This is a genomic window from Undibacterium sp. 5I2 (assembly GCF_035019605.1).
In the GTDB taxonomy this organism is placed as follows: domain Bacteria; phylum Pseudomonadota; class Gammaproteobacteria; order Burkholderiales; family Burkholderiaceae_D; genus Undibacterium.
Map to the genome: position 1 here is coordinate 30,914 of NZ_JASJVS010000023.1, position 23,256 is coordinate 54,169.

The window sequence follows — 23,256 nt, forward strand, 5'->3', positions numbered from 1 at the left end:
CTCGATTTAAGAAACAGTGATCGGCAGATTATGCCATTTATCTGTTCGATTAAAGCAACTATAGTCTGATTCAACGCTGCAAGGCGTTCCCTTCTAACGAGCTGATAGGAATTGATCATATGCTACGCACCACACTTTTCGCGGCCTCGCTGGCCCTTGCTTCGCACGCCAGTCTGGCTGCTGCACCGTTGACTGTGCAAGTTTATACTGCCGATGCCGGTAGTTTCAACGTCAATGCCACGTTGGTGTATGGCGAAACCGAAGCCATCGTGATCGACAGCGGCTTCACGCGTGCCGATGCGCTACGTATTGCCGCCAAGGTGCTCGATAGCGGCAAGCAATTGCGCACCATCTACATCAGTCAGGCTGACCCCGACTATTACTTTGGGGCGGAAATCTTAAAAGTGATTTTCCCCCAGGCCGATGTGGTGACGACGCCGGCTGTATTGGAAAAGCTGGCCGCCAAGATGCAGGCTAAGCTGGCCTTTTGGGGGCCGAAAATGGCTACCAATGCACCGCATGCACCGGTGCTGCCACGTGCCTTGTCGGCGCCCTTTCTCCAGCTCGAGGGGCAAACCATAGAAATTCGCGGCACCAGCGGCATCTTGGCGCATCGCCCGTATGTTTGGATTCCCGCTATCAAAACCATCGCCGGTAATATCGCTGTGGTCGGCAATGCCCACGTATGGACGGCAGACACGCAAACTGTCGCCGAGCGCGCTGCTTGGATCGCGCAACTCGATGAGATGGCGGCCCTCAAGCCGGAGATCGTGGTGCCGGGTCACATGGCGGCCGGAACGAAAACCGATGCCAGTGCGATCACTTTCACCAAGGATTATCTGCAAAGCTTTGAAAAAAATCTCGCTGCGAATAAAGATAGCACCGGCTTGATCAAGGCCATGCAACAAGCTTATCCACAGCTCGGTACTGGTACCATGTCCTTGGAAATTGGTGCCAAGGTCAATACAGGCGAAATGAAATGGTAGTGCTTGCCGCCATCTATTTTGACGCAAAAAATTGGGAAATGACATGATGTTAAGCACGCTGACTTATTTGTTTGATCCCTTATGCGGCTGGTGTTACGGTGCCGCACCCGCCATTGAACGTTTGGCGCAACAAGCGGGTTTTCTCGTACAGTTGTCGCCTACCGGCTTATTCGCTGGGGCTGGCGGGCGCATTATGGATGCTGGCTTTGCCGAAATCGCTTGGTCGCATGACTTGCGCATTGCTGAGAAAACCGGCCAAGTTTTCAGTCAAGCATATCGCAGCCAAGTGCTGGGTCAACATGGCAGTCGTTTCGATTCGGCTTGCGCGACATTGGCACTGACGGCGGTTTCTCTGACGGCACCGCAGTATGAACTGGCAGCCTTGAAGCATTTTCAACTGGCGCGCTATGTCCGTGGATTGGACATCACGGACTTGCGAGTGGTGACGGTACTGTTGAACGAGATCGCTTGTGTTGCGGCGGCTGAACGTCTGGCACAAGCTGATGCAGAGCTGAATTCGGTCAATTATGCACGCATGCAACATTCACAAGCGTTGATACGTAGCTACGGTATGACTGGCGTCCCGCAAATCATCATCAGTGATCATACCGGCAGCCGTTTGGCCGATCCGGAAATCTTGTGGGGCCAGCGGGCCAAATGAACATTGGGCTGACATTGCTATCTGCCGGCAAAATACTGTTCTAAGGAGGCACAGACGGAACTTGCCACGGCTTCCTGCAAGTGTATCGAAAACGCCGCTTGATGGTCGCATTGTATCGACCAAGCGATGCAACCAGCTTTGGCGTCGAGCATCCGAAACGATGTTCTGATGAAATGGCCCTCGACGCGGATGCTGCCTTCCAGAAAGTGGCTGACCCCTGCTTGCAGGCCGGCGTCTGCCATGTCTCCTTCATGGATGTTGTACTGGCGGGCGAATGTGTGCGAGACGATTTTGTCGCCGAATTCGCGGAACAGTTGGTGCGACAATTCTTCGCTCAAGCCTTCGGTAAAGCAGACCCCGGCGCTGTTGTCGGAAAGGTATTTTAGGGGAAATGCCGCTAGTCGGTGGCGATGCTTGATCTCGGCGACTCTCACCGCGGAGCGTCGAATTACGGGCATGTAATGTCCTAAGGGAATGGTGATGTGCAGGTTGACGTTGTGGCCCATCGTGGCGTAAAACGCTTTGAGTTTTTCACGCAGTCGGCCGATTTGGACACGTACGATAGGATCTTCACCCGTATTGTAAGAGGCCGGATCGCGCTCAAACACTTCGATGCCTATGCTGTATTCGGTGATATCGCGGATTGCATTGGCAAGTTGCTTTTCGATTAAAAACCGCAGCAACAGGCACATCCGTCTCGATTTGACAAAGGGTGCACTGTCCAGCACTTGGGCCAAGGCGGCGCGAATTTCGAGTCCATCAATGCCGGCTGTTCCTTCGATGGCATGGTTGAGCGGGGCTTGGGGCAGGCTGGCTGCGAGCCCTGGCGTATACATCACTGATGAGTTAATGATTCTCTCCTGAGACCTTACATGGGTAAATTGCCAATCTTATTGGCGCTGAATATGTTTCTGTTTGGCAAATAATTGCTAGACGTATTTGCATGACACAAGATAAACTCTAGGCCGTCTCGCACAGATTGACCTTCCGCTTACCTTCCGGTTGATAAGTAATTGTTTATAAACAGTTTATTTTATGATCGTGAATTGACTATGCCGGTTTTGTCTGCTCTCAATAAGCGTAGTTACTTCGAGCAAGGTGCTTTTTACCTGGCGGATTGCTTGGTCAGTCCGTCAAGCAAGACGGTTTTACGCGAGGAAATCAGTCGCCAAATCGAGCCGCGTGCGATGGATGTGCTGGTGGTGTTGTGCGAGCGGGCCGCTATGGTGGTCAGTGCGGAAGAGTTATTGCAATTGTGTTGGGGCACAACTTTATTCGGTGACAATCCGGTGCACAAAGTGATCGCCCAATTGCGCCATGTCTTGGGTGATGATGCCAAGGCACCGGTTTATATAGAAACGATACGCAAACGCGGCTACCGCATCGTCGCTACGGTGCGAGCGGTCGCGGTCGGTCGGCAGGAAAATTGGGCAGGGAAATCACCGTTTCGTGGTTTGCAAGCATTCGTGGAAGAGTATGCGGAGGTTTTTTTTGGGCGTGATAATGCTATTGAGCAATTATTGCAAACAGTGAAAGCCAGTGTCAGACGCCCGCAAGCGCTTACCGTGGTGCTTGGCCCGAGCGGATCTGGTAAAACCTCGTTGATACGGGCCGGGCTGTTGCCCAAATTAATGCATGGGCAGGGGCCTCAAGCGTCGCTGCAATTGGTCTCGGTGACGATGCTTGATCTGGCTGATACCGGTGATCAGCCATTATTGACTGCTTTGGGCAGTGCCTTGATCGATTGGCAAATTGCCGGCACGGATGTGTTTGCCGGTGCCAGTAGTATTTCTCTAGGGCAGCGTTTGGCCGACGATGTCATGTCAGTTATTGCTCACTTGCAAAACACCTTGCTCACGCAAGCCCTAGCGCCGCCGTATCGACGCTTGGCATTATTTGTCGATCGTTACGAAGCGGTATTTACTTCTCCCCATGTGTCGGTGGCTGCACGCGGGGACTTCATTGCGGTGCTGGATGCTTTTGCGCGCAGCAATGCGGTGTTGTTGATTGTTGCTTGTAGGAATGATTTTTATCCGTACATCGCCGAGTGTCCGTTCTTAATGGCTGGCAAGGCACACGGCGCACATTTTGATCTGACTCCACCGACGAACGCAGATATCGCACAAATTATTCGCTTGCCGGCGCAAGCGGCCAATTTGCGTTTTGCCGTCGATGCGCACACCCAGGCTCGCCTTGATGATGTGCTGTGCGCGAGTGCGCTTGGACGGCCTGATGCACTGCCATTATTGCAATATACATTGCAAGAATTATATCGTTTACGGTCGGATCAGGACGAGCTGAGTTTTGCGGCGTTTCACCAACTCGGCGGAGTCGAAGGCGCGCTGGGCCGACGCGCCGATGAAGTGCTCAGCACGCTGAGTGAGCTGCAGCGAGGACTGTTGCCGCGGATTTTGTCCTTGCTGGTCGCCTTGAGTGAAAATGAAGAAATCGTGACGAGTGTGCGGGTGCCATGGTCTGCCTTGCATTCTGTCGCAGAACGCGAGCTCGTTACCGCCTTTGTTGAGGCCCGGCTGTTTGTCAGCGAACTGGTCGGCCAAGAGGCTGGCTTTGGTGTGGCGCATGAAGCCTTGCTGCGGCGCTGGGCACGGGTGACCGCGTGGATTGCTGAGCATCGAGAGGCGCTGCGGGTACGCAGCCGTGTCGCCTTATCGGCATCGCGATGGTTCAAAGAAAAGCACTCGCCCGATTTACTATTGCCGCACGGAAAGCAATTGCATGAGGCGCGGGCTTTGCTCAAGCTCGGCAGTTTTTCGCTCTCGCAGCTGGAGATCGGCTACATTCATGCTTCCAATGCCAAGGCCAGATGGCGCGAACGACGGCGCTTGCTGGTATTGATTGCCTTGTTGAGCTTGACGGTGTTGGCGATTGGTTTGGGACTCAGCGCCATTGCCGCGAAACAAACAGCGCAGCAGCGCCGCCATGAAGCGGAAGGATTGATGGAATTCATGCTCGGCGATTTCGCCGATAAGTTGCGCCCGCTGGGACGCTTGGATTTGCTCGACAGTATCAGTGCCAAAGCGCTCGAATATTTGTCGCTGTCTGACCAGGAAGTGTCGAATTCGATTTCACAGACCCAGCGCGCCAAGGCCTTGGAAGTGATTGCCGAAGTTAATATTGCGCGCGGCAATCCGCAGTTGGCTCTCCATGCCCTGAAAAATTCCCGAGCCATACTGCTGGCGCAGCTCGATGCTGCACACAATAATAAGACGATACTCAAACAACTCGGTGTCAATGCCTTCTGGCAGGGACAAATTTGTTTGGACCAAAGTGATTGGGTGGGTGCCGAAGGCTTTTTCAAACAATACCAAGTTTACAGCGATCGCTTGTCCAGCCTTGACCCCGGCAATGTCGCGGTGTGGATAGAGCAATCGTATGCACACAATAATCTCGGTACCTTGGCCTTGAAACGCGGCAATCCGCAGGCGGCGGCCAAAGAATTCTTGCTCTCGGTCGATTTGAAAACCCGCGCGTTGCTGCGTGAACCGGAGCAGCGCGTCGTGGCTGCCGAATTGGCTGATAGTTTATCGTGGTTGGGATCGAGCAAGGAGGCGATCGGGGAATTGAGCGAGGCGCTGCAAATGTATGAGCGCGAGTTGCACATCACTAAAAAACTTTCAGATGCCGCGCCCGGCGATGCCTTGTGGTCGAATCGGGTATCGCGAGCCTTGCAGCACCGGGCCGATTTGGCGCTGGCGCTCGGGCAGGAAAACAGTGCCTTGGCCGATTACCGTCAATCGCAGAAGATACTGACGGCGATTCTTGAGAGGGAACCGAGTAATCGGGTGTGGCAGTCGAATCGACTCTCTGCGCAATTGCGAGAGTTACAAATTCTCGGGTATCGAGGCGGCGCGTCCAAGCTCTTACCAGAGTTGGAGCACGTGACGCGAGAGCTCAGTTCTATGGCGCGTCTTGATCCCACGAAATCCTTATTATTACGCTTAGAGGCGACAGCACATAGGAATACTGCGGTGATCTTGTTAGATATTCATCATTTTGATGATGCAAAGCATCAAATTGACGTATCCTTACGTGTCCTTGAGATGCTTTATACAAAGAATCAATCCGATTTTCATGCTCGCGTGGCTTTCGTCAACGCGCTGTTGCTTGCGTCGGAAATTGCTGCTGCTGCAGGTGACACCGCTGCTGCGAGAGTGGCGTGTCAAAAGGTGGAAGCTTTGATTGGTGTGGATGCGCCCGGTAAGGCAGATTTCAGAATTCTTGATCCCTGGGTGCGAGCACAACTTTGTCTGGGGCAGAGCAAGGCCGTTCCAAATGCGATCGCTGAATTAGCCAGAATGGGCTATCACGAATTTGCATACATCCGTTCTATTTCACAACTGAAGATAAGGGAAAAACTATGAGACCAGCATTCGCCATACCCGATTTTATTAACATTCAAGTGACGGTGATACCTGTGCCTGAGGGGAAAGGAAATGCGGGTGATCATCGACAGTATCAAGTCACCTGCGTCCCTGCGTCGATTTCGGTTATTCATACCGATACGATCATCAATTATCAAATCATTCCTGAAACACCGGAAAATATTGTGTTTCATGGAATGAGCAAGAAAAAACCTTACCTTGCTCCACAATTTAGCCACCCAAGTATTTCGGTTGATCGCAAGATGATTACTTTCAGTGATAAAAATTCGGTGGTGGAACAGATACATGTGACCTTGGAATTCAAAGACAAAGATGAAGCCAGTATTCACTACGACCATCCGATGAATATCAATTTTGATCCGCAGGTCGGGAACGATCCGGATCTTCAAGGCGATAACACTACGCGTTAGTCGCACTGATCACTTGCACCTGCTGTCGTCACGACAGCAGCTTCACACGCCGAAGAGCTGCTTCATCATCCGCAGCCAAATTTTCCGCTCCGCCAGTCCGTTTTCGCCGCCATTGATGGCGCGTGTGACCTTATTGATATTGTCGTGGTCGGCATAGCCGTTGCACCCCTTGGCTTCCCATACTGCGGCGGCGACCGCCAAAGCCCAGTCTGGCTCGGTGACCGCATCGGGGTTCAGACACAGGTCGGGTGCCATCGGCTTGAGTTTTTGCAAAGCGCGTGTAGCAGCGGCGTAGTTGCTCTTGAAGGTGAGTTGTAGCAGGCCGCGACCGCGAAAGCGGTAACCGTCATCGGCTTCGGTATTGCCGTTCTTATTGCCGTAGACGTAGTCTGCCAGTGCTTGCGGCTGATGCGCGTAGTCGGCCGGGTTGAGCGGGCCGCGTGGTTGGAAACGGCTGGGCCAAACGGCGGCGAGGCGATTGGCCGAGTAGTTGAGATTTTCTTGCTCGGCTCTCAAGGCTTGAGATTCATACATGATTTGCGCGGTGAAGTGCGCCGCTCGCAGGGCATTGGCTGAGATGCCGTAGCGATCATACATTGCCTGGGCTTGGGCCAAGCTGCTGACATAGCTGGGCCTGGGCCGGTTGGCATAGCGGAGGATACGTTTGGGATCGATCACGATAGTCATGGTATGTTCTTTCATCACAAGTGCGGCGTGCATCAAGTCGGATGGTGCAAGCGGTTGGTGAAACGAATCACATAATGAACGGAAATGTTTTTAGGCCGGGTTTCGTGCGCACTGATGTGCACGCTATCGGCCGACGTGGTGCCACTGTCTACTGCTGCAGTCGGTGCAATCGGCGCGATCGCTGAGGCCAGCGGCGGGCCGGAGGTCGGCACCGGCACGCCGCCTGGCGCGGCCAGATGGACGTGGTTTTGCAATGCATCGCTTTGCAGCGAACCGACATCGCTTGGTTTCCCACTGCCCAGCGGCTGGCGATGCGCGGCATCTTGGTCGATTTTGGCGTCGGGGTCGGCACCGCGCAGGAAATAACCGCGCAAGTCGGGAATGAGAAACGCTTCGTCGCTACCACCATACTGAAAACCGAGGTAGGCGTATAACTCTTGGTACATCGAGATCGCCAGGCTGCGGCCATCGCACAGCATCCAACCGGAGGCTTCCAGATTGCTGTTGGCCGACGTGCCGAGTTGGCCGGCAAAGGCGATGATGGCACCTACCGGCAAAATGTTGCCAAATACTTGCGGCGTTGGCAGCGGGGTTGGCCAATGAGGGCGGTGGGATAATCCGCGCGGCATCATGTCCGGCTCGCCATGGGGGCCGGGCTGACGCTGAAATCGGTATCTTGAATTTGCATCGTGGTGGGAACGATAATTTCCCAGTCTGCGTGTGCCGGGTGTGTCGGCCCAGCTGCTTGCATGCGTTTCAGTTCCAACACTAGTGCGGCATTGACGCTATCCACCGGTGCCAGTTCCGCTTGGCCTTGCCAGCGCTGTCCGCTCGATAAGTAGTACAGCAGTACGGCTTCTTGTGCCGGCACGACCGGCAAGAGAATACGTGCCATATCGGCGTGTAAAAATTCGGCCCAGGCGCTGTCGTCGCAGCTGCTTAATTCTTGTAGGGTAACGGTATCGGAGACGGCATAAAAATGTGCACTCATTTGATGCCATTCGAACAGTTCAGCGATGAATTGTATTTCCCATGGATCGATCAGATTGGCGCTGGCGGGCGCGTCATTGGCGCCAGCGGCAGGTACGCAGAGCGCGGCAGCGCGTTGTGACAGCAAGCGTGTGCAAGCTTGACGCAACTGCTGGCGAATTTGTTTGCGCGTGTTGGGCGGTGCCACTTTGGGCGCGCGGCGCACTTGTTCGAGTTGCTGTTGATACCCGCGCAACAAGGTTTCATAGGTTTGAATGCGCCATGCATCGAACAGCGCCGGGCTGGGTTCGCATGCGATGATAACATTGGCCAGCACTTCGATTGGTGCACCCGGCATCTGCTCCGGCACTGCAACGGGCGCGAGCGCCGGATCATCGGCGCTCGGTGCCGGCACGGATGATGGCGCGACTGCCGGAGCGGCTGCTGGCGCTGGTGCCGGAACTGCTGGCGTGGCAGCATGAGCCAGCACGCATAAGGCGATCGTATCGTCTTCACCGAAGGTGCGGGTTTTGGTCGGGTCGTCACTCGCTTGGAATTTCTCACGACCTATCAAGATGGTCGGGCTGTTCGCGTCGGCCGCTTCGCTCACATAGGTCAAAAATACTTGATTGACACAATACCCGGCTGGCACGCGTAAAGATTTCCGTTCGCCATTACACAGGGTGGCAGACAGGTACTTTTGCGCCGCCGGCGGCGGCATAACATCCGTTGCGCCATATGCTGCGGCCAAGCGCGCATAGTTGTCCGGGCTTATTTGAGCAAAACTGTTGATGCCATTTCCGGCCAGAGAAACCGGCATGTCAAAGTTGTCGGTTTGATCGCGCAGCTGTCGTTGTCGTAAGCTTGCGGCCGGTTGTGTGAGCATGATTTCTATCATCAAACGATGGCCATGGCCGACCACGCTGGCACGGAATATTTTGTTCAGCCAGCGAAAGGCACAGAGTAATTTGTTGGTGCTCGTGCTGTTGTCTACCGTACTTGTCACGCTGTCTTCGGTGCGCACATAGCTGCCGCTGGCACGGACTTGGCGCACATTGCGAGTGACCCGTGAAACGCTTTTTTCCAGGATATTTCGGGCAAATTCGGTTTCTTCGTCGCTGCCGGGGTTTTTTCCTTGCTTACTCCATTCGGTCCAGGAGCCATTGAGTTTAACTTGCGTCGGTGGCCCGTAGCTGGTATCAAAATCGGTATATTTGTTGACCGAAATTTGCTCGGCGATGGCTTGCTGTGCTTGTTTGCTCAAACTGTTTCTAGCCTCTTCGGCCTGCTCATCATTGAGCTCGGTAGTGTGCTGTTGGCTCGTGTCGGAATGCTGCTGGCCGCTGGCGGAACTGCGTCGTGTTTCGCGCCGTTCGCCGGGCATGATGTTTTCCAGTTGTGCCAGTTCGCCGGCTTCGTAACGCAGCAATACCTGGCGCACCATTTTCAATTCGCCGATCGCACACACACGCATGGCGGCTTTGTCAGTGGGGCTGATCGGCGTGGCTGGCGGTAAGGGAAACAGTGCGCTGGGCAGTAAGATGGCAGCCTTGCGCAGGCTGAAAAAATCGGCTGTGCAGAGGGCCGCCGCCGGTGCAAACAAGGCGCGCAAGAGGTGATCGGTCAACAGTAACTGGGTATAGTTGAACAGCAGTTCGGTCTCGTCGCTATCGAGTATCAGTTGGGCGAAATAGCTTTGCCAAACTCTTTCGATATTGCTTAAGTAATCTGTGGCATTGAGTGCGCCGTTCATTTCGGATGCTTGCAGATAGAGCAGCGCGGGAATGCTGCCCATTAATTCCGTCGGCGTCGCATGAGCTGCGGCAATCGCCCGGGCCACGCTTGGCAGCCGTAAGATCATGCCGTGCAATTGGCTGCAATCGGCTACATAGAGTTCGCTGTATTGATCGCTGCCAGCACAAAATAATAAGGCTTCGCTGTGCATTTGTTCGCGCGTTAGCCCCGGCTGCGCGCTCAAGGCGGCGAAAAACACGGCTTTACTGCTGGCTGCGGGAAATTGTACAAAGGCCAGTGCCAATGCCGCCGCAGTCGGCTGCGACCATTTGCGTAAAAAAATATATGGGAATAAATCTTCGGTACGGCCTGTTGGTGTCGGTATGGTGGAATCCGAATTGGTCGGCGCGAGACTGGGTTCGTCGGACCATGGCGTGTCATCCTGCGGGACGGTGGTACCGGCTTCCTTATCTGGATCTAATACGGGTTCCGTGCTGGAAGGGGGGAACTGGTGTATGACTTTGCCATTGAGGTGCTGGATTTCATTGCTGTGGCCGTAGCGCAGCGTGGCGCGAATTTGCATGCCACCAAGCACTTCTTCGGAGGCTTCCAAGCTCAAACTGCCGTCTATATGATAACCGCGTTGGGAGACATACTGAATGCGCGTACTATCGAGACGCTCGCTGTCGTTCTGCAAGTGGAATTTGCAACTTAAATCTTTTTTGCTGGAAATGTGGATCCGGCGAATCGCGCTGCGTTCCTGATTGAGAGTGACGGCAATGCGTAAGCCATTGGCTGGAGCGTGAAATTCCTGCGTAAGTAAATCCATACTATACCGTCCCATCTTGAGCAACACTGATTTCTATGTAAACGGCGCAGCAAATCCGCTGCGCCGGATAGTCCGTCTATCAGTTGAATTTCTGTTTATCCAACGCAAACACGAAAGCGGTTGCGGTAGTCCCTGTGCCGCCGCCGGTCATTTTAATATCGGCAGTTTTGAGGCCCAAGAGATCAAGCTGAGTCAGGCAGCTTTGTACCGTATCCGAATCCATGACATCGCTTTCTTCGATATCGCTGCAAGTACCGATGAACAGTTTTGGCAAGAGTTCGAAGACCGATTCGTCACCAGGAGAAACGCCGGTTTTTTGCGCGATCTGACGGTCATCCTTGTAGACGACGATGTCGATGGAACCGGTGGTGAGGTCGTTGCGCACCGTGATCATGTTCAAGTCACCGGTTTCGCGGGTTTTACTCAGGATCGTGCCGGTTTTACCGTTGGCATTGGTGACGCTGAAGACATCGCCATTGTTGGCATCTTGCAGTGGCGAATAGTTGCCCCATGCATCGACGACGCTGACTTGCTGCGTCATTGGGTAATCGAAAGGATTGAAATCGCCTACGCCACAGTTTTTGATGACTTTCCAAGCGATCACATCGTCATTGACGGAGGCACCGGTATTTTTTTGGAACATGACGACATCGGTATTTTTAACGTCTTGCGAATTATTACGAAAGGTCAGTTTAATAGCACTCATGAAAGTTCCTTTTAGGGGTGGGGGAACAACGCAAAACGCGTTGGGTTTGCTGCGACTACAATGAAACGACAAGCTTTACACCAAAACAATATTTTCCAATTTGAGTGTCAGATTCGCCGGGCTGCCATACAAAATAAGATTGGCACTGGCAACGCCGGCCAAGGGAATCGGGATGGCGCTGTCGAGTAGGGCAATGGATACCGGATCGCCGGGCCGTATCGGACGTTTTTTCCCGGGCCAACGCGGGCCAACGGCTTCGCTGCTGGGGTCGCGATGGTCGATCACGGCCCAGAGGGTATTTTCGAGTAGAAATTCATCTTCTGCGCCGGGCGTGACCGCTGGTCGCATGGCTAATAATTGGCCTTGCACGAACAGGCAAGCCTTGAAACTGTTGGCGCTCATGTGGTTGAGCATGCTCACGCCGGCCGGGGTGTCGCTACTGCTCACGGCGTGCAACTGTGGTTTGCTGCCGCTGAGTGCGACTTTAAATTCTTTGCCATTGGCTACCGGAATGAGCGCTGAATAGTTACCGAAATCATCGCCGAGGCTGAGCTGGCGGTCGGTAGAAAATACCATGGGGTGAAAATGCGTATGCCGACAATGACGAATGACTTTCCATACCAAGGCGCTGTCTTGGTCGCCGGCGTTTTGCTTTTGGAAGATCAACAAGGTCGGCACATCTTGGCTCGCCATGTCTGCGCGATTGACGTAAGTGAGTTTGATGTTCATTCGGTTTCTCTCTGCGTTGGTATTTCCAGACACTCACTGTAATTGTTCGAGCTAAGGAGGTGAAGTATCGTTACCGTAACAAGAGGTTACATCCTGGCTATGTGTTGCGTGGAGTATGAATTTTTGTCTTGTTCAGACCGTCTGCCTTGCTCAAAAAAAAATCTGTGTGTACTGTTCGTGAAGGTTCGCCAGTCGAACGATGTCAACAAATAAAACATGGAGCGTAGCGCATGCTGAAAACAATCGTATTTTGTGCCGATGGCACCTGGAATGGCCCGGGCAAGGATATCGATGATGCGTCGGTCAAGTCGGCGCCGAGTAATGTACTCAAGTTGTACTGTTGGCTAGATGGAGTCGATAGCGCTGATACTCAGCCGTTTTCTTACGCGGGTGAAGCGGAGCGCGTGCTGCTCGATGTCGCGGGTCATCCACTGCAGCTTGCCAAATATCTCGATGGTGTCGGTTACGATGATAATTGGCTGGTCAAGTTTCTCGGTGGGACTTTCGGTGCCGGCTTGGTTACGCGGATTATCCGTGGCTATACGTTTATTTCGCGTCATTACCAGCCGGGAGACCGTATCGTCATCAATGGTTTCAGCCGCGGTGCTTACACTGCGCGCGCGCTGGCAGCCATGATTCTCGACCAAGGCTTGCTTGACGCTGGCAAGATCGATCTCAATGATAAGGAACATGCTTATCGCCTCGGCTGCGCGGTCTGGCATGCACACCGGAAAAAAGCAGCGCAAGGCAAACTCGGTTTGCTCACAAGATTAGAAGAATGCATGTATGACATGCCCGATTTCTTTACCCAAACACCGTCGCCACAGCAGTTGATCGGCGCGGTGCCGATTCAGTGTGTCGCTGTGTGGGATACGGTCGGCGCGATGGGGGTGCCACTCTACGATGGAGAAGATCGGCGGATCGATGCGTTTCGTTTTACTGATTGCGATTTTTCTGCGCGCGTCGCGCACGGTTTTCATGCCATTGCAGTCGATGAGCAACGCACCGACTTCACGCCAACCTTGTGGAACCCACGTCAAGGTATCAGCCAAGTGCTGTTTCCCGGCTCGCATTCCGACGTCGGCGGCGGGTATCCGCCCGGTTCTGAGAGTGGCTTGTCGGATGGTGCATTGCTATGGATGAAGCAACAGCTTGAGGCAGTGGTCGGCCTGCGCTTTGGCGCGCCACCTCAGCACATCAAGGCCGATGTCGCTGGTAGCGCGCATCAACCATGGCGCTTGCCACCCTATACCTTGATGCCGGCATCGCATGTCGAAGCACGACAATTTCCCAACAGCATAGGCTTGCAAGCGCATGCTTCGCTGAGCGCGCGCCGGAATTTGCCATCGGTACAACCGGACCCTTTATTACCAGCGGTGGCGTACGCACCCTTGAATATCCCGGCGGTTTGAGTGCTGATCGAGCGCTGACATCTTGCTTCAGGAGTAAGATTTCAGTGCTGTAGCGGCCGGTATTTTTTGTGTAGGTCGATGTATTGTGTGCAGCAGCCGTTTAACAACTAATAAACCCCAATGACGCTGGCGCGAGTCGGCACAGGAGAATGCGAATGAGCGCAGGTCAACCAACACCATTGTTCAACTGGCTGGTGCGGCATTACGTCGCCACCTATTTTCTGATGGTCTTGCTGTTTTTAGTGTTTGGCTTGCTCTCGCTCGATCTGGTTAAGTATGTCTCGTCCAATACCAGCTATTTGCTCAATTATGGTGTGGAAGCCTTGTTGGATGGTGGCTTGAGGCAATTTATTGAGCTGTGTCTGACTTCATTGCTGGCGGTGCTGGCCTACCTCGGTTTCAAACTTTGCGAGCACGCCCTGGTTGCGCGTGCCGCGCATACTCATTCATAGCGCAGGCAAGCGACCGGCAATAAGCGCGATGCGCGTCGCGCCGGGTAAAACCCGAAAAATATTCCGACCAAGCTGGCAAAGCTACAGGCCACCATGACGGCTTGCAAGCTGATGCGGATCTCGAATTGACTGTTCGCGGTAATGACGAGTGCAGCCGCGCCGGCCAGCAGAATGCCGAGCACACCGCCAACTAAGCAGATCACCACCGCTTCGGTCAAAAATTGCAGCAAGATATCGCGTGGTTTGGCACCAATGGCCATACGGATGCCGATTTCACGGGTTCGTTCAGTCACCGACACCAGCATGATATTCATGATGCCTATGCCACCGACGAGCAGAGAAATTGCCCCGATAAGGGCCAGTAGCGAGGCGATGCCGGCGCTGATCTTCCGGGCCGTTTGTGCGAACGACGCCAGATTGTCGATACGAAAATCATCGGGCTGCTCGAATTTGATGTGGTGCCGGTCGCGCAGCAATTCGCTGATATCGTCTATGCCATCGGCCAGATTGCTGCCGGATTTTCCCTGCGCAATAATGTAATGAACATTATTGGGGAAGGGCGTGCGCACTAAATTGGCGGCCACGGCGGTAATCGGGGCGATCACATACTGGCTGAGATCGCCGCCGTCAACCTGCTTACCTTCGCCAGCCAAAACGCCGACGATTTGGAAGGCGACATTGTCGATGCGTATCCACTTTCCCAAGGGATCGAGTTTATAAAAAAATTGGTCGGCGATCTTATGGCCGATCACCACGGTGCGGGCCGAAGCGCGCACTTCTGCCGGACTGAAACTGCTGCCCTTGTCGATTTTCCAGCCGCGCAGGGCGAACATCTCGGCGCTGACGCCATGCACGGTTTGGGTAGCGGTTTCGTTGCCAACGGTAAGGTGAAAACTGCCCTGTAGCACAGCTGCGGCACCGGCCAGTGAAGGCAATTGCGTGAGGGCATCGGCATCCTGACGCGTCAAGGCCGCCGTTTTTCCACTTTGCATGCGCTGTAGTTGCGCCCGATCTCCACCGGGTGAAATGAACAACATATTGGTACCGAGCTGTGCCAATTCTTTGGCAATGAAGCGTTTCATGCTATCGCCGACGGCCAACAGTAATACCACCGAGATGATGCCGATGACGATGCCCAACATCGTGAGCAAACTACGCAGGCGGTTGCCATTCATGGAACGGAAGGCCTCGGCGAGGATTTGTAAATAGTTCATTATGCGCCACCTTGTCCTTCGGCAAATATCTGGCCTTGCGCCATTTGCTGCAAACCCTCCGCACTGCCACCATCATAAATAATGCGGCCATCTTTGAGTCGTATCAAGCGCTGACTATAAGCAGCCACATCGGCTTCGTGCGTGACCAAGACCATGGTGATGCCACGTTCAACGTTGAGCTTTTGAAACGAGCGCATGATATCGATGCTGGTTTGCGTGTCGAGGTTACCGGTCGGTTCATCGGCTAAAATCAGCGGGGGATCACCGACCAGTGCGCGCGCGATCGCCACTCTTTGCTGCTGCCCGCCGGATAATTGATTGGGCGTGCGCGCTGCGAATTCTTTCAGTCCCACTCGTTCGAGTTCCTGTCGCGCCTTGCTGTGGGCGGCTTGGCGCGATACGCCGGCATAGATCAGCGGCAGAGCGACATTGTCGATCACACTCATACGCTTGATCAGGTTGAAACTTTGAAATACAAAGCCCAGTGTACGGTTGCGTACCGCAGCCAGTTGCGTACGCGACAGCGTCAGGGTATCGACACCATCAAGAAAATAATGGCCGGTATCGGCTTGATCGAGGCAGCCGAGTATATTCATCAAGGTCGATTTGCCGGACCCCGATTGTCCCATCACGGCGAGAAATTCACCGCGCTTGACGGCCAAGTCCAGCTCGAACAGCACTTGGGTGACGAGGTCGGCCGATTGATAGCTTTTCGAAATATGACGAATATCAATCAACCATGGCGCTGTAGTCACAGATCACCCGCGGCTTGGTCCTTGAGTGCGCGGACGATGACTTGATCGCCTACCTTCAGATTCTTGCTCAGCACTTCGGTATAGCGAAAATTCGACAAACCGATTGCAATGTCGATTGGCAGCGGCTGCTTGTCGGCGTCGAGAGTGTAAATTTTAAATACCCGCGTCAACTTGTTTTTCTTCGGCATGCTGGCGTCATCGTCGGGTGCCGTGTCGGTGGTTTTGCCAGCGTTGGCCTTGCCTGAGCGCATGGAGCGTTTTTGTTCTTCCTCGTCGCTTAAGTGAAAACGTAAAGCGGCCGTCGGTATGCGCAAGACATTCCGGTGCTGACCGACGATCAAACTCACCTGTGCCGTCATGCCGGGTTTGAGCAATTCATCGTGATTGTCGACATCCAGCACCACATTGTAGGTGACGACATTATCGAGGACATTCGCGGCCAAACGGAACTGATGCATGCGTGCATCGAATTCCTTATCCGGATAGGCATCGACCACAAAGCGTGCGGCTTGCCCGGTTTGGAGTGCGCCGACATCGGCTTCGGAAACATTGGTGTGGATTTGCATCTTGGTCAAATCTTGGGCGATCTGGAACAGGGTCGGGGTAGTAAATGAGGCGGCCACGGTTTGCCCCAGATCGACCGAGCGTTTGATGATGACGCCATCAATCGGCGAGCGAATTACGCTGTTATCGAGGTCGGCTTGGGCACGCGCAAATTGCGCCAAGGCAAGTTGCACATTGGCTTCGGCGACATCGACTTCGCGTTTTGATTGGTCTAAGGCCAGCGTGGAAATAAAGCTTTGCGCTACTAAGCTTTGATTACGCGCATGGCTCGCTTGTGCCAATTGTAGCGAGGCGCGCGCCGAAGCCAACTGTGCTTGGGCTTGATGCACTTGTGCATTAAAAATAGTTGGATCAAGCTTGAGCAAGACCGCGCCTTTTTTCACCTGATCGTTAAAATCTGCGCGTAGTTCAGTGACGGTTCCCGAAACTTGTGAACCGATATTGATCAAGGCCAGCGGATTGATGGTGCCGCTGGCCGTGACCATTTGCGTGATGTCACCGCGCTCGACTGGGGCAAGACGAAAGCGCAAGGGTTCCGGTGCCGCCGGTTTTGTTTGCAAATAATAGCCGGTGCCGGCAGCAGCGAGGAGAAACACGCCGAGTGCGATTGCGGTGGATTTTTTTTTGAACAATGTCATGGTCTAGCTGATGCCAGTCGAGAGTTGAGTAGACCGGTAGCGCGTGAAAACGTTCCTTCCATGGTGGGAAGTGCTTATTTATAAAATCAAATTGATGCGGCGCATGAGCGTGGTGTGGGCACGCGCCAGACGCAGGCTCAAGACCAGCGCGGTGAGTGCTCAAGTCTGTGTGCATTTTCATTGTTCAGCAACTGGCAATTCAAAATCAGGATGTGAGCGGTTCGGCAGTTTTGTTGCCCCATCGTCACAGACAAACCGGTATAGTTGATTTTTTCTGATCGCATCATGCTGCGTGATTCTGTGCAGAAAGTGTAAAGAAATATCAAATCCCTGCTGAAAGCTGAAACAAAACGGCATTGCTGTAATGCAAGAAGTACACTGGAGTTGCCGCACCTCATGTCGCCTGCGCCACGCTCACACCTAATCAGAAAGAACTGCCAGTTCAATCTGCTGCGCGCCATTCCCCACAAAGGCTACTATGATCAAAGTTGTGTTGGCAGACGATCACAAAGTGATACGTCAGGGCTTACAAAGAATTCTTGCGCTGGCACCGGACCTCGCCGTCGTCGGTGAAGCGGAGAATGCCCAAACTTTGTTGGCGCTTTTACCACAGGTGCAATGCGACGTGCTGATTTTGGATATGACTATGCCTGGCTTAAGTGGCATCGATCTCATCAAACGCGTCAAACAAGAGTTACGCGCGCCTTCGATACTGATTTTCAGCATGCATGACGAGTGCCAGATTGTCAGTCGAGCCTTCAAAGCGGGTGCGGCCGGCTATGCCATGAAGGGAACGAATCCTGAGCAATTGATCGGTGCCGTGAAGAAAATTGCCTGTGGCGGAAGATATATCGATCCCAGCTTGGTCGATGCCATGGTGTTTGATCTCGGACTCGATGAACGCTTGCCGCATGACCGCTTGACCGACCGCGAATATCAAATTTTTCAACTGCTCATCGGTGGAAAAAGTGTGACTGGCATCGCCCACAGCTTATCCCTGAGTTCTAAAACGATCAGTACGCATAAATTACGCTTGTTCCAAAAAATGGGCATCACCAGTATCGCTGGTTTAACCCGCTATGCGATTGATCATCATTTGCTGGGGCAGTTGGTGTAACGAGCTGCGCCGAGATTGGCTGCAAAAAACGCGCTTAAACTCTCGGCCAGATTGCGAAAATCCTGCGCTGCACGTGTGCTGCCGGCATAGTAGCGCAGCGGCTGGCCAGCACCGAAAGATTCGGCCAAGCGTATGTCATTACGAATTCCAGCTAACACCCGATGCGCGCCGAATTGATGCGCGATATCCTTGTTGATGCGACGATGCTCCAGAATATGCTGGGCTGCCGTCATGGGTAAGAAGCCGAGTATCTTTAACTGCGGGTTGTGGGCGGACATGACTTGAAACAGGATACGCATTAATTGACGGATGCCTTCGAACGACAAGGGATGCGGCAGATACGGTACCAACACCCAATTGGCAGCACACAGGGCGTTGAGGAGCAGGAAATCCAGCGATGGTGGGGTGTCGACGATCACCAGGTCGAAGCGCTCACGGATGGCGGCGTCGTTGAATGCGCGTGCCAAACACAGTTGATCGCGCCGACCGCTACCATGCTCAAATAATTGATTCGCCGGTGCCAAGGATAGATTGGGCCAGCGGCTGTCGATGACGGCATCGATCAAACGAGCCGCATCATCTAAAAAAATACTATGGGCGGTGACGGCCTCGGCCGGCACGGCGATGCCTAAGCCCAGCGCGCAGTGGCCTTGTGAATCCAAGTCGACCAATAACACACGCCAGCCAGCGGCCGCCATTTCGGCCGCGAGGTTAACCGCGGCCGTGGTTTTGCCGGCACCGCCTTTGCGGTTGCAGATCGCGATGACAGACAGCGTTTGGGCCTGCTTCACGCCAGGCTCTCGGCGATGGCCAAGCGTAAATCGGCGCGCGAAAATGGTTTCGCCAGCACGGCTTTGACACCCAGCAGTTTGGCCGAATCAAGATTGAATGCCGCGCTGATGGAACGTCGCCCGCCCGACATGGCGATGATCGGTACTTCACTGCCTTGTTGCGCTAATTGCATGATGGTTTCGACCCCATCCAAGTGGGGCATGAGGATGTCGGTCAGGATCAGGTCTGGCTTGATCGTCGGTAGCAGCTTCAGCGCCTCGGCACCATCGCTGGCCGTGACAATTTGATGGCCATCTTGCTGCAACATTTTTTCCAGCATATGTGAAAACTGGATATCGTCTTCGATCACTAAAATCTGTACCATGATAGGTCCTCGTTGTTGAATGAATAGGTCATGCGAGACTGCTGACTTCTGCGCGCGCGCTCTTGAGAGGTAACAGAACGTTGAAACTGGTGCCCATGCCGAGTTCGCTGTGTATCTGTATTTCTCCGCATAAATCGGTGACGATGCCATAAATGACGGATAGCCCGAGCCCGCTGCCTTTGCCCGGTTCTTTGGTGGTGAAGAAGGGATCGAAGGCGCGTTGTTGTATTTCCGGTGACATGCCGCAGCCATTGTCATCGACGACGATGCACACGCGATCGAGCGATGAACCGTCGGTTTTGATCAGCAGTGGTGCTTGTTTGATCGCGATATCAAGCCGGCCTTTGTTGTCCATGGCATCGGCGGCATTGATACACAGGTTCATCACGATTTGTTCGATTTGGCATGGTGCGGCCAGCACGTATGCTGCGCTGAAGTCAGTGCTGAAACTGATCTGCACACCTGGCGGCAGACTCACCTTGAGCAATTTGAGCAGGCTTTTGATCAAATCAACCGCATCGACTAAGACCGCGTCGACTGGGGCTTGGCGGGCGAAGGCTAGAATCCGCGCAATCAAATCGCGCGCGCGCGCGGTGGCGTCGATGATTTGCACGGTATAGTCTTGGCCATCGGTATTGCCATCGACAGCGCTGGCAGCGGGAAACAGGTCGCTTAACATTTCGGCATAGCCGTTGATGATGCCGAGTATGGTGTTGAAATCATGCGCGATCCCGGCGGCCATGGTGCCGATCGATTCCAAGCGACTCGCTTGGGCTTGCTGGCCGCGGGTCTCTTCCTTATGCTCGAGCTCCATACGAAACGCCAGACTGTAGGCCATGGAGACTTCCATGAGTGGTGCCATCAGGCGTTCCACCACATCAATGAATCGCAGTTCCGGATTTTCTTGCGCCAGACGTAATAAGGCAGACTGATGGATGTCGATATAGTCTTCCGGTAAGATCCCTTCTTTGAGGAAGCGTTTGCCAAGCTCTGCGGCAGCGCACAGCGCTTCTTCCGGATCCGGAAAAAAGACTGCTTGCGCGAGCAGGGCGTAGTAGGTTTCGTAGCGATTATTCATGGTCCTTGGCCGGTTAAGACTGCGTATGGCGATACACCAGCACGCTGGCATCGTCGCGCTCATCGCCCCAGCGCGCTAAGACTTCGTCAGCCAAATACTGCGCTGTCGGTTTTTGCAGTAACAGTTCTTGAGGCAGGTGCGCCGCTTCATTGACACCATCTGAAAACATCAATAAGCGGTCGCCCGGCAGCAGCGAAACTTGCATAGGGCTTAAAGATACCGGGCCGGCACCGACGATGCCGCGGCTGGCGCTGAAATGAAATTGCCGCTCTTCGGTTACCAGCAAAGTACGTATATTGCCCACCGAACCCAGGCTCATTTGCTGGGTGTGTAAGTCAATGATGGCAATGGCAAGTACGCAGCCGCGGGTTGAGATGAGCTTTTCATTGCAGATGGCAAAAATATCGAGACAATCTTTATGCAGATGATTCTCAATACAGCGCATTGCCGTTTGCGCCGCGTGGTGCGCACCCGGGCCATGGCCGAGGCCATCGGCTATAGCGATCACGCGCCGGTCCGGTAAATTCCAGAACTGGCCGAGATCGCCGCACAGCGATTCACCTGGATACGGTCGTGTGACATAGCCGATATTGTCACAGGCTAGAGCCATTTGCATGTCCATATCTTGCTGCCTTTCCCCGGTTGGCTCTCGATTGTCATCTCATCCATCAAACGCTTTACCGCAGGCAAGCCGCAGCCGAGACCGTGCTTACTGCTGTAACCATCTTGCATGGCCAGCGCGATATCGGCGATGCCCGGCCCGCTGTCACTGGCCACGAGTTGTAGGCCGGGGCGGGGCGCAAGCAGGCGAATTTCCAAGCTACCACCATGAGCATGCTCAAGCAGATTGCTGACTAATTCTGCCGCGGCAGTAGCAATTTGGTAGCTCGCCTGAGTAGAAAACCCAAGTGCGACGGCGAACTGCCGGGCACTGCGCACGGCTTCATCGGCATCGCTAGCCGAGTGAATGGCAAGGATGATGCAAGAATTAATCATAAGGTTTTGCGCATAGCGAGCGTGATGGTGATGCGTGTCATGCCCGGTTGCGACTCGATTTTAAAACTGTCGATCAGACGCCGGGTTCCCGGCAAGCCGGCCCCCAAACTTCCCCCTGTGCTGAAACCATCCTGCATGGCCGCTTCAATATCGGCAATACCCGGGCCATGATCTTCGACGATCACCTTGACGCATTTGAAGGTGCTGTCGGAGCTATCGAAAATTTGACACTCACCGTGGCCGGCATATTCGATGACGTTACGAGTCAGTTCCGATACGGCAGTAGCCAGTCGGGTTTGATCGGCTTTGCCAAAACTGAGGCTGGCGGCGAGCTCGCGTGCCAGCCGCCGGGCCAGCACGATATCTTTGGTTTCGCGTACTTGCACCACAGCGCAAGGATCAGATAATGAGCTCATTTGTTTCCTCGGCCAAGGTGTAGTCACCGCGTGATGCGATACGTCGCTGCAGAGATTTCAATCCTTGTTCGAGATTGAAGGTACAGTCGGCCCCGAGCAAACCACGGCCCATTTCAACTAAGGTCAGTGCGACGAAGGGTTGGATACCACAGACGATGACTTCGGCACCCAACAGTCGCGCCATGCTGGCGGTATCGTTGATGACGCGGGCCATGAAAGAATCGACGACATCGAGGGCAGAAATATCGACCACCACGCCCAATGCTTCGATTTCGGCAATCGTGCTCAGCAGGTTGGATTGGAATTCCAAGGCTTCATCGTCGCTCAAATCTTGTTGAATAGCGACCAGAAGAATGCGACCCAGACGTGGAATAGCGATCCTCATGATGGGCTCGAAGCGACGGTGACGATGCGGCGACCGATCAGTGCCAAGGCTTCCGCAACGCCTGAGCGTAAGGTGGCGCGGGTGATGACTTGTGGCAGGGTGATACCGAGCTTGGTCAAGGTCAACGCCCCTTCCGGATTAAGCCCGGTCATGACGACGCGGGTGCCGAGCAATTGCGCGGCATCGACGGTGCGCATCAAATGGCGCGCTACGGCGATATCGAACACCGGTACGCCGGTAACGTCGATGACGGTGACACTGGCTTCATAGCGGGTGATGGCTTCGAGTAAGTTACCGGTGAATTTACGCGCCCGCGCGGTATCAATCACCCCGACCAGCGGCAGGAGCAAGACTTGATCCCATAGTCGTATCACCGGTGTCGAGAGTTCCACTAAGGAAGCGCTTTGCTGCAGAATGATACGCTCGCGGGTTTCGACGAAGGCGGAAAAAGTGACTAAGGTGAGACGGCCGATGACGTCTTCGACGGCTGCCAGATTGAGTTCCATTTCGGTTGGTGATTCGATCAACTCGCGTATCAGTGCCAAGATCAGCACGCTTTTCAAGCACATTACATATTGCGCCGTCTCGGTCGGCGTGAAGCCGGCGATGGCGCGGCTGGCGCTGAACTCGCTCATGATTCTGACCAAGGGGTGAGTCTGGCCGAATTCCCATAAGCCCACGCCCGGATAGGCAGAAAAAATTTTGGCGATTTCTTCCAGCAAGTGCGAGGTGTGCTGGCGCATTTCGACGACATCGAAGGTATTGGGATGCAGCGTAGACCAACTGGTCAAGATTTCAGACACCCAATTCTCATGGATTTGTGTACGTTCTCTCGAGAGTAAGCGGTCGAGGGCGACTAAATGATGAATACTCATGGTGACATCCTTGAAAGTAAGTGCAGCAAAACGTGATGGTGCCGGAAGCGGCCAGATAGGACCCGTTTCAAAACAAAACGAGCA

The 23,256-nt window shown here is 54.0% G+C and carries 23 protein-coding genes and 2 pseudogenes; 7 read left to right on the forward strand and 18 right to left on the reverse strand.

Annotated features, from left to right (window positions below; translation table 11 throughout):
* Nucleotides 1-119 precede the first annotated feature (119 nt).
* Complete coding sequence (locus QN359_RS10000; RefSeq protein WP_322249169.1) at nt 120-986, forward strand: MBL fold metallo-hydrolase; 867 nt, start codon at nt 120-122, stop codon at nt 984-986.
* A 43-nt stretch (nt 987-1,029) separates the two neighbouring features.
* A complete protein-coding gene (locus tag QN359_RS10005; protein ID WP_322249168.1) occupies nt 1,030-1,647 on the forward strand; it encodes a DsbA family protein in 618 nt (205 codons plus the stop codon).
* A gap of 17 nt (nt 1,648-1,664) precedes the next feature.
* Here QN359_RS10005 and QN359_RS10010 read toward each other — a convergent pair whose 3' ends face one another.
* Nucleotides 1,665-2,483 (reverse strand): hypothetical protein, encoded by an 819-nt coding sequence (locus QN359_RS10010; protein WP_322249167.1) that lies wholly within the window; start codon nt 2,481-2,483, stop codon nt 1,665-1,667.
* Between the two features lie 216 nt (nt 2,484-2,699).
* Here QN359_RS10010 and QN359_RS10015 point away from each other — a divergent pair, with 216 nt between their 5' ends.
* Both QN359_RS10015 and QN359_RS10020 read left to right on the forward strand, forming a co-directional pair.
* Nucleotides 2,700-6,029 (forward strand): winged helix-turn-helix domain-containing protein, encoded by a 3,330-nt coding sequence (locus QN359_RS10015; RefSeq protein WP_322249166.1) that lies wholly within the window; start codon nt 2,700-2,702, stop codon nt 6,027-6,029.
* A complete protein-coding gene (locus QN359_RS10020) occupies nt 6,026-6,460 on the forward strand; it encodes a hypothetical protein (protein ID WP_322249165.1) in 435 nt (144 codons plus the stop codon). The genes QN359_RS10015 and QN359_RS10020 overlap by 4 nt, the downstream gene beginning before the upstream one ends.
* A 42-nt stretch (nt 6,461-6,502) precedes the next feature.
* Here the strand turns inward: QN359_RS10020 and QN359_RS10025 are convergent, their stop codons facing one another.
* The 5 genes from QN359_RS10025 to QN359_RS10045 form a co-directional block, all read right to left on the reverse strand.
* The gene (locus QN359_RS10025; RefSeq protein WP_322249164.1) at nt 6,503-7,180 is read right to left on the reverse strand and encodes a lytic enzyme; all 678 of its coding nucleotides are present in this window, start codon (nt 7,178-7,180) and stop codon (nt 6,503-6,505) included.
* A complete protein-coding gene (locus QN359_RS10030) occupies nt 7,180-7,779 on the reverse strand; it encodes a phage tail protein (RefSeq protein ID WP_323493577.1) in 600 nt (199 codons plus the stop codon). The genes QN359_RS10025 and QN359_RS10030 overlap by 1 nt, the downstream gene beginning before the upstream one ends.
* Nucleotides 7,776-10,679 carry a hypothetical protein gene (locus QN359_RS10035; RefSeq protein WP_322249162.1) on the reverse strand — a complete coding sequence of 968 codons (2,904 nt, stop codon included), beginning with the start codon at nt 10,677-10,679 and terminating at the stop codon, nt 7,776-7,778. The genes QN359_RS10030 and QN359_RS10035 overlap by 4 nt, the downstream gene beginning before the upstream one ends.
* 79 nt (nt 10,680-10,758) lie before the next feature.
* Nucleotides 10,759-11,385 carry a hypothetical protein gene (locus QN359_RS10040; RefSeq protein ID WP_322249161.1) on the reverse strand — a complete coding sequence of 209 codons (627 nt, stop codon included), beginning with the start codon at nt 11,383-11,385 and terminating at the stop codon, nt 10,759-10,761.
* Between the two features lie 75 nt (nt 11,386-11,460).
* Nucleotides 11,461-12,114 (reverse strand): hypothetical protein, encoded by a 654-nt coding sequence (locus QN359_RS10045; RefSeq protein WP_322249160.1) that lies wholly within the window; start codon nt 12,112-12,114, stop codon nt 11,461-11,463.
* A gap of 230 nt (nt 12,115-12,344) precedes the next feature.
* On the opposite strand from QN359_RS10045, the gene QN359_RS10050 reads away from it, so the two are divergent.
* Both QN359_RS10050 and QN359_RS10055 read left to right on the forward strand, forming a co-directional pair.
* Nucleotides 12,345-13,526, forward strand: a complete 1,182-nt coding sequence (locus tag QN359_RS10050; RefSeq protein WP_322249159.1) for a DUF2235 domain-containing protein — start codon at nt 12,345-12,347, stop codon at nt 13,524-13,526.
* 155 nt (nt 13,527-13,681) lie between these two features.
* Complete coding sequence (locus QN359_RS10055) at nt 13,682-13,978, forward strand: hypothetical protein (protein WP_322249158.1); 297 nt, start codon at nt 13,682-13,684, stop codon at nt 13,976-13,978.
* Here the strand turns inward: QN359_RS10055 and QN359_RS20070 are convergent.
* The 4 genes and pseudogenes from QN359_RS20070 to QN359_RS10070 form a co-directional block, all read right to left on the reverse strand.
* A pseudogene (locus QN359_RS20070) lies at nt 13,969-14,343 on the reverse strand (ABC transporter permease); the annotation flags it as partial. The gene QN359_RS10055 and the pseudogene QN359_RS20070 overlap by 10 nt on opposite strands.
* Nucleotides 14,344-14,469: 126 nt before the next feature.
* A pseudogene (locus tag QN359_RS20075) lies at nt 14,470-15,192 on the reverse strand (ABC transporter permease); the annotation flags it as partial.
* The gene (locus QN359_RS10065; RefSeq protein ID WP_322249156.1) at nt 15,192-15,947 is read right to left on the reverse strand and encodes an ABC transporter ATP-binding protein; all 756 of its coding nucleotides are present in this window, start codon (nt 15,945-15,947) and stop codon (nt 15,192-15,194) included. The gene QN359_RS10065 and the pseudogene QN359_RS20075, both read right to left, overlap by 1 nt.
* Nucleotides 15,944-17,149, reverse strand: a complete 1,206-nt coding sequence (locus QN359_RS10070) for an efflux RND transporter periplasmic adaptor subunit (protein WP_322249155.1) — start codon at nt 17,147-17,149, stop codon at nt 15,944-15,946. Before QN359_RS10070 ends, QN359_RS10065 begins: the two co-directional genes overlap by 4 nt.
* 478 nt (nt 17,150-17,627) lie before the next feature.
* Here QN359_RS10070 and QN359_RS10075 point away from each other — a divergent pair, with 478 nt between their 5' ends.
* Entirely contained in the window at nt 17,628-18,266 is a 639-nt protein-coding gene (locus QN359_RS10075) for a response regulator transcription factor (protein ID WP_322249154.1), read from the forward strand.
* Here the strand turns inward: QN359_RS10075 and QN359_RS10080 are convergent.
* Genes QN359_RS10080 through QN359_RS10115 form a run of 8 tightly spaced genes read right to left on the reverse strand, consistent with a single transcriptional unit; the run spans nt 18,242 to nt 23,172 of the window.
* Entirely contained in the window at nt 18,242-19,057 is an 816-nt protein-coding gene (locus tag QN359_RS10080; RefSeq protein ID WP_322249153.1) for a ParA family protein, read from the reverse strand. The genes QN359_RS10075 and QN359_RS10080 overlap by 25 nt on opposite strands.
* A complete protein-coding gene (locus tag QN359_RS10085) occupies nt 19,054-19,422 on the reverse strand; it encodes a response regulator (RefSeq protein WP_322249152.1) in 369 nt (122 codons plus the stop codon). The genes QN359_RS10080 and QN359_RS10085 overlap by 4 nt, the downstream gene beginning before the upstream one ends.
* Before the next feature lie 28 nt (nt 19,423-19,450).
* On the reverse strand, nt 19,451-20,500 hold the full coding sequence (locus QN359_RS10090) for a sensor histidine kinase (protein WP_322249151.1): 1,050 nt from the start codon (nt 20,498-20,500) through the stop codon (nt 19,451-19,453).
* A gap of 13 nt (nt 20,501-20,513) precedes the next feature.
* Nucleotides 20,514-21,116 carry a SpoIIE family protein phosphatase gene (locus QN359_RS10095; protein ID WP_322249150.1) on the reverse strand — a complete coding sequence of 201 codons (603 nt, stop codon included), beginning with the start codon at nt 21,114-21,116 and terminating at the stop codon, nt 20,514-20,516.
* Nucleotides 21,101-21,496 (reverse strand): anti-sigma regulatory factor, encoded by a 396-nt coding sequence (locus tag QN359_RS10100; protein ID WP_322249149.1) that lies wholly within the window; start codon nt 21,494-21,496, stop codon nt 21,101-21,103. The genes QN359_RS10095 and QN359_RS10100 overlap by 16 nt, the downstream gene beginning before the upstream one ends.
* Complete coding sequence (locus QN359_RS10105) at nt 21,493-21,912, reverse strand: anti-sigma regulatory factor (protein ID WP_322249148.1); 420 nt, start codon at nt 21,910-21,912, stop codon at nt 21,493-21,495. Before QN359_RS10105 ends, QN359_RS10100 begins: the two co-directional genes overlap by 4 nt.
* Entirely contained in the window at nt 21,896-22,297 is a 402-nt protein-coding gene (locus tag QN359_RS10110) for an STAS domain-containing protein (RefSeq protein WP_322249147.1), read from the reverse strand. The genes QN359_RS10105 and QN359_RS10110 overlap by 17 nt, the downstream gene beginning before the upstream one ends.
* Nucleotides 22,294-23,172, reverse strand: coding sequence for an STAS domain-containing protein (locus tag QN359_RS10115; protein ID WP_322249146.1), 879 nt, complete (start codon nt 23,170-23,172; stop codon nt 22,294-22,296). The genes QN359_RS10110 and QN359_RS10115 overlap by 4 nt, the downstream gene beginning before the upstream one ends.
* Nucleotides 23,173-23,256: the final 84 nt, after the last annotated feature.

Bases quoted from the DNA above. Each gene is read 5' to 3' on its own strand.
- QN359_RS10110 (WP_322249147.1), bottom strand. From the start codon at position 22,297: ATGAGGATCGCTATTCCACGTCTGGGTCGCATTCTTCTGGTCGCTATT.
- QN359_RS10040 (WP_322249161.1), bottom strand. From the start codon at position 11,385: ATGAGTGCTATTAAACTGACCTTTCGTAATAATTCGCAAGACGTTAAA.
- QN359_RS10075 (WP_322249154.1), top strand. From the start codon at position 17,628: ATGATCAAAGTTGTGTTGGCAGACGATCACAAAGTGATACGTCAGGGC.
- QN359_RS10020 (WP_322249165.1), top strand. From the start codon at position 6,026: ATGAGACCAGCATTCGCCATACCCGATTTTATTAACATTCAAGTGACG.
- QN359_RS10115 (WP_322249146.1), bottom strand. From the start codon at position 23,172: ATGAGTATTCATCATTTAGTCGCCCTCGACCGCTTACTCTCGAGAGAA.
- QN359_RS10045 (WP_322249160.1), bottom strand. From the start codon at position 12,114: ATGAACATCAAACTCACTTACGTCAATCGCGCAGACATGGCGAGCCAA.
- QN359_RS10015 (WP_322249166.1), top strand. From the start codon at position 2,700: ATGCCGGTTTTGTCTGCTCTCAATAAGCGTAGTTACTTCGAGCAAGGT.
- QN359_RS10055 (WP_322249158.1), top strand. From the start codon at position 13,682: ATGAGCGCAGGTCAACCAACACCATTGTTCAACTGGCTGGTGCGGCAT.
- QN359_RS10030 (WP_323493577.1), bottom strand. From the start codon at position 7,779: ATGATGCCGCGCGGATTATCCCACCGCCCTCATTGGCCAACCCCGCTG.
- QN359_RS10070 (WP_322249155.1), bottom strand. From the start codon at position 17,149: ATGACATTGTTCAAAAAAAAATCCACCGCAATCGCACTCGGCGTGTTT.
- QN359_RS10035 (WP_322249162.1), bottom strand. From the start codon at position 10,679: ATGGATTTACTTACGCAGGAATTTCACGCTCCAGCCAATGGCTTACGC.
- QN359_RS10095 (WP_322249150.1), bottom strand. From the start codon at position 21,116: ATGCAAATGGCTCTAGCCTGTGACAATATCGGCTATGTCACACGACCG.
- QN359_RS10005 (WP_322249168.1), top strand. From the start codon at position 1,030: ATGATGTTAAGCACGCTGACTTATTTGTTTGATCCCTTATGCGGCTGG.
- QN359_RS10100 (WP_322249149.1), bottom strand. From the start codon at position 21,496: ATGATTAATTCTTGCATCATCCTTGCCATTCACTCGGCTAGCGATGCC.
- QN359_RS10090 (WP_322249151.1), bottom strand. From the start codon at position 20,500: ATGAATAATCGCTACGAAACCTACTACGCCCTGCTCGCGCAAGCAGTC.
- QN359_RS10000 (WP_322249169.1), top strand. From the start codon at position 120: ATGCTACGCACCACACTTTTCGCGGCCTCGCTGGCCCTTGCTTCGCAC.
- QN359_RS10010 (WP_322249167.1), bottom strand. From the start codon at position 2,483: ATGTATACGCCAGGGCTCGCAGCCAGCCTGCCCCAAGCCCCGCTCAAC.
- QN359_RS10025 (WP_322249164.1), bottom strand. From the start codon at position 7,180: ATGCACGCCGCACTTGTGATGAAAGAACATACCATGACTATCGTGATC.
- QN359_RS10105 (WP_322249148.1), bottom strand. From the start codon at position 21,912: ATGAGCTCATTATCTGATCCTTGCGCTGTGGTGCAAGTACGCGAAACC.
- QN359_RS10050 (WP_322249159.1), top strand. From the start codon at position 12,345: ATGCTGAAAACAATCGTATTTTGTGCCGATGGCACCTGGAATGGCCCG.
- QN359_RS10085 (WP_322249152.1), bottom strand. From the start codon at position 19,422: ATGGTACAGATTTTAGTGATCGAAGACGATATCCAGTTTTCACATATG.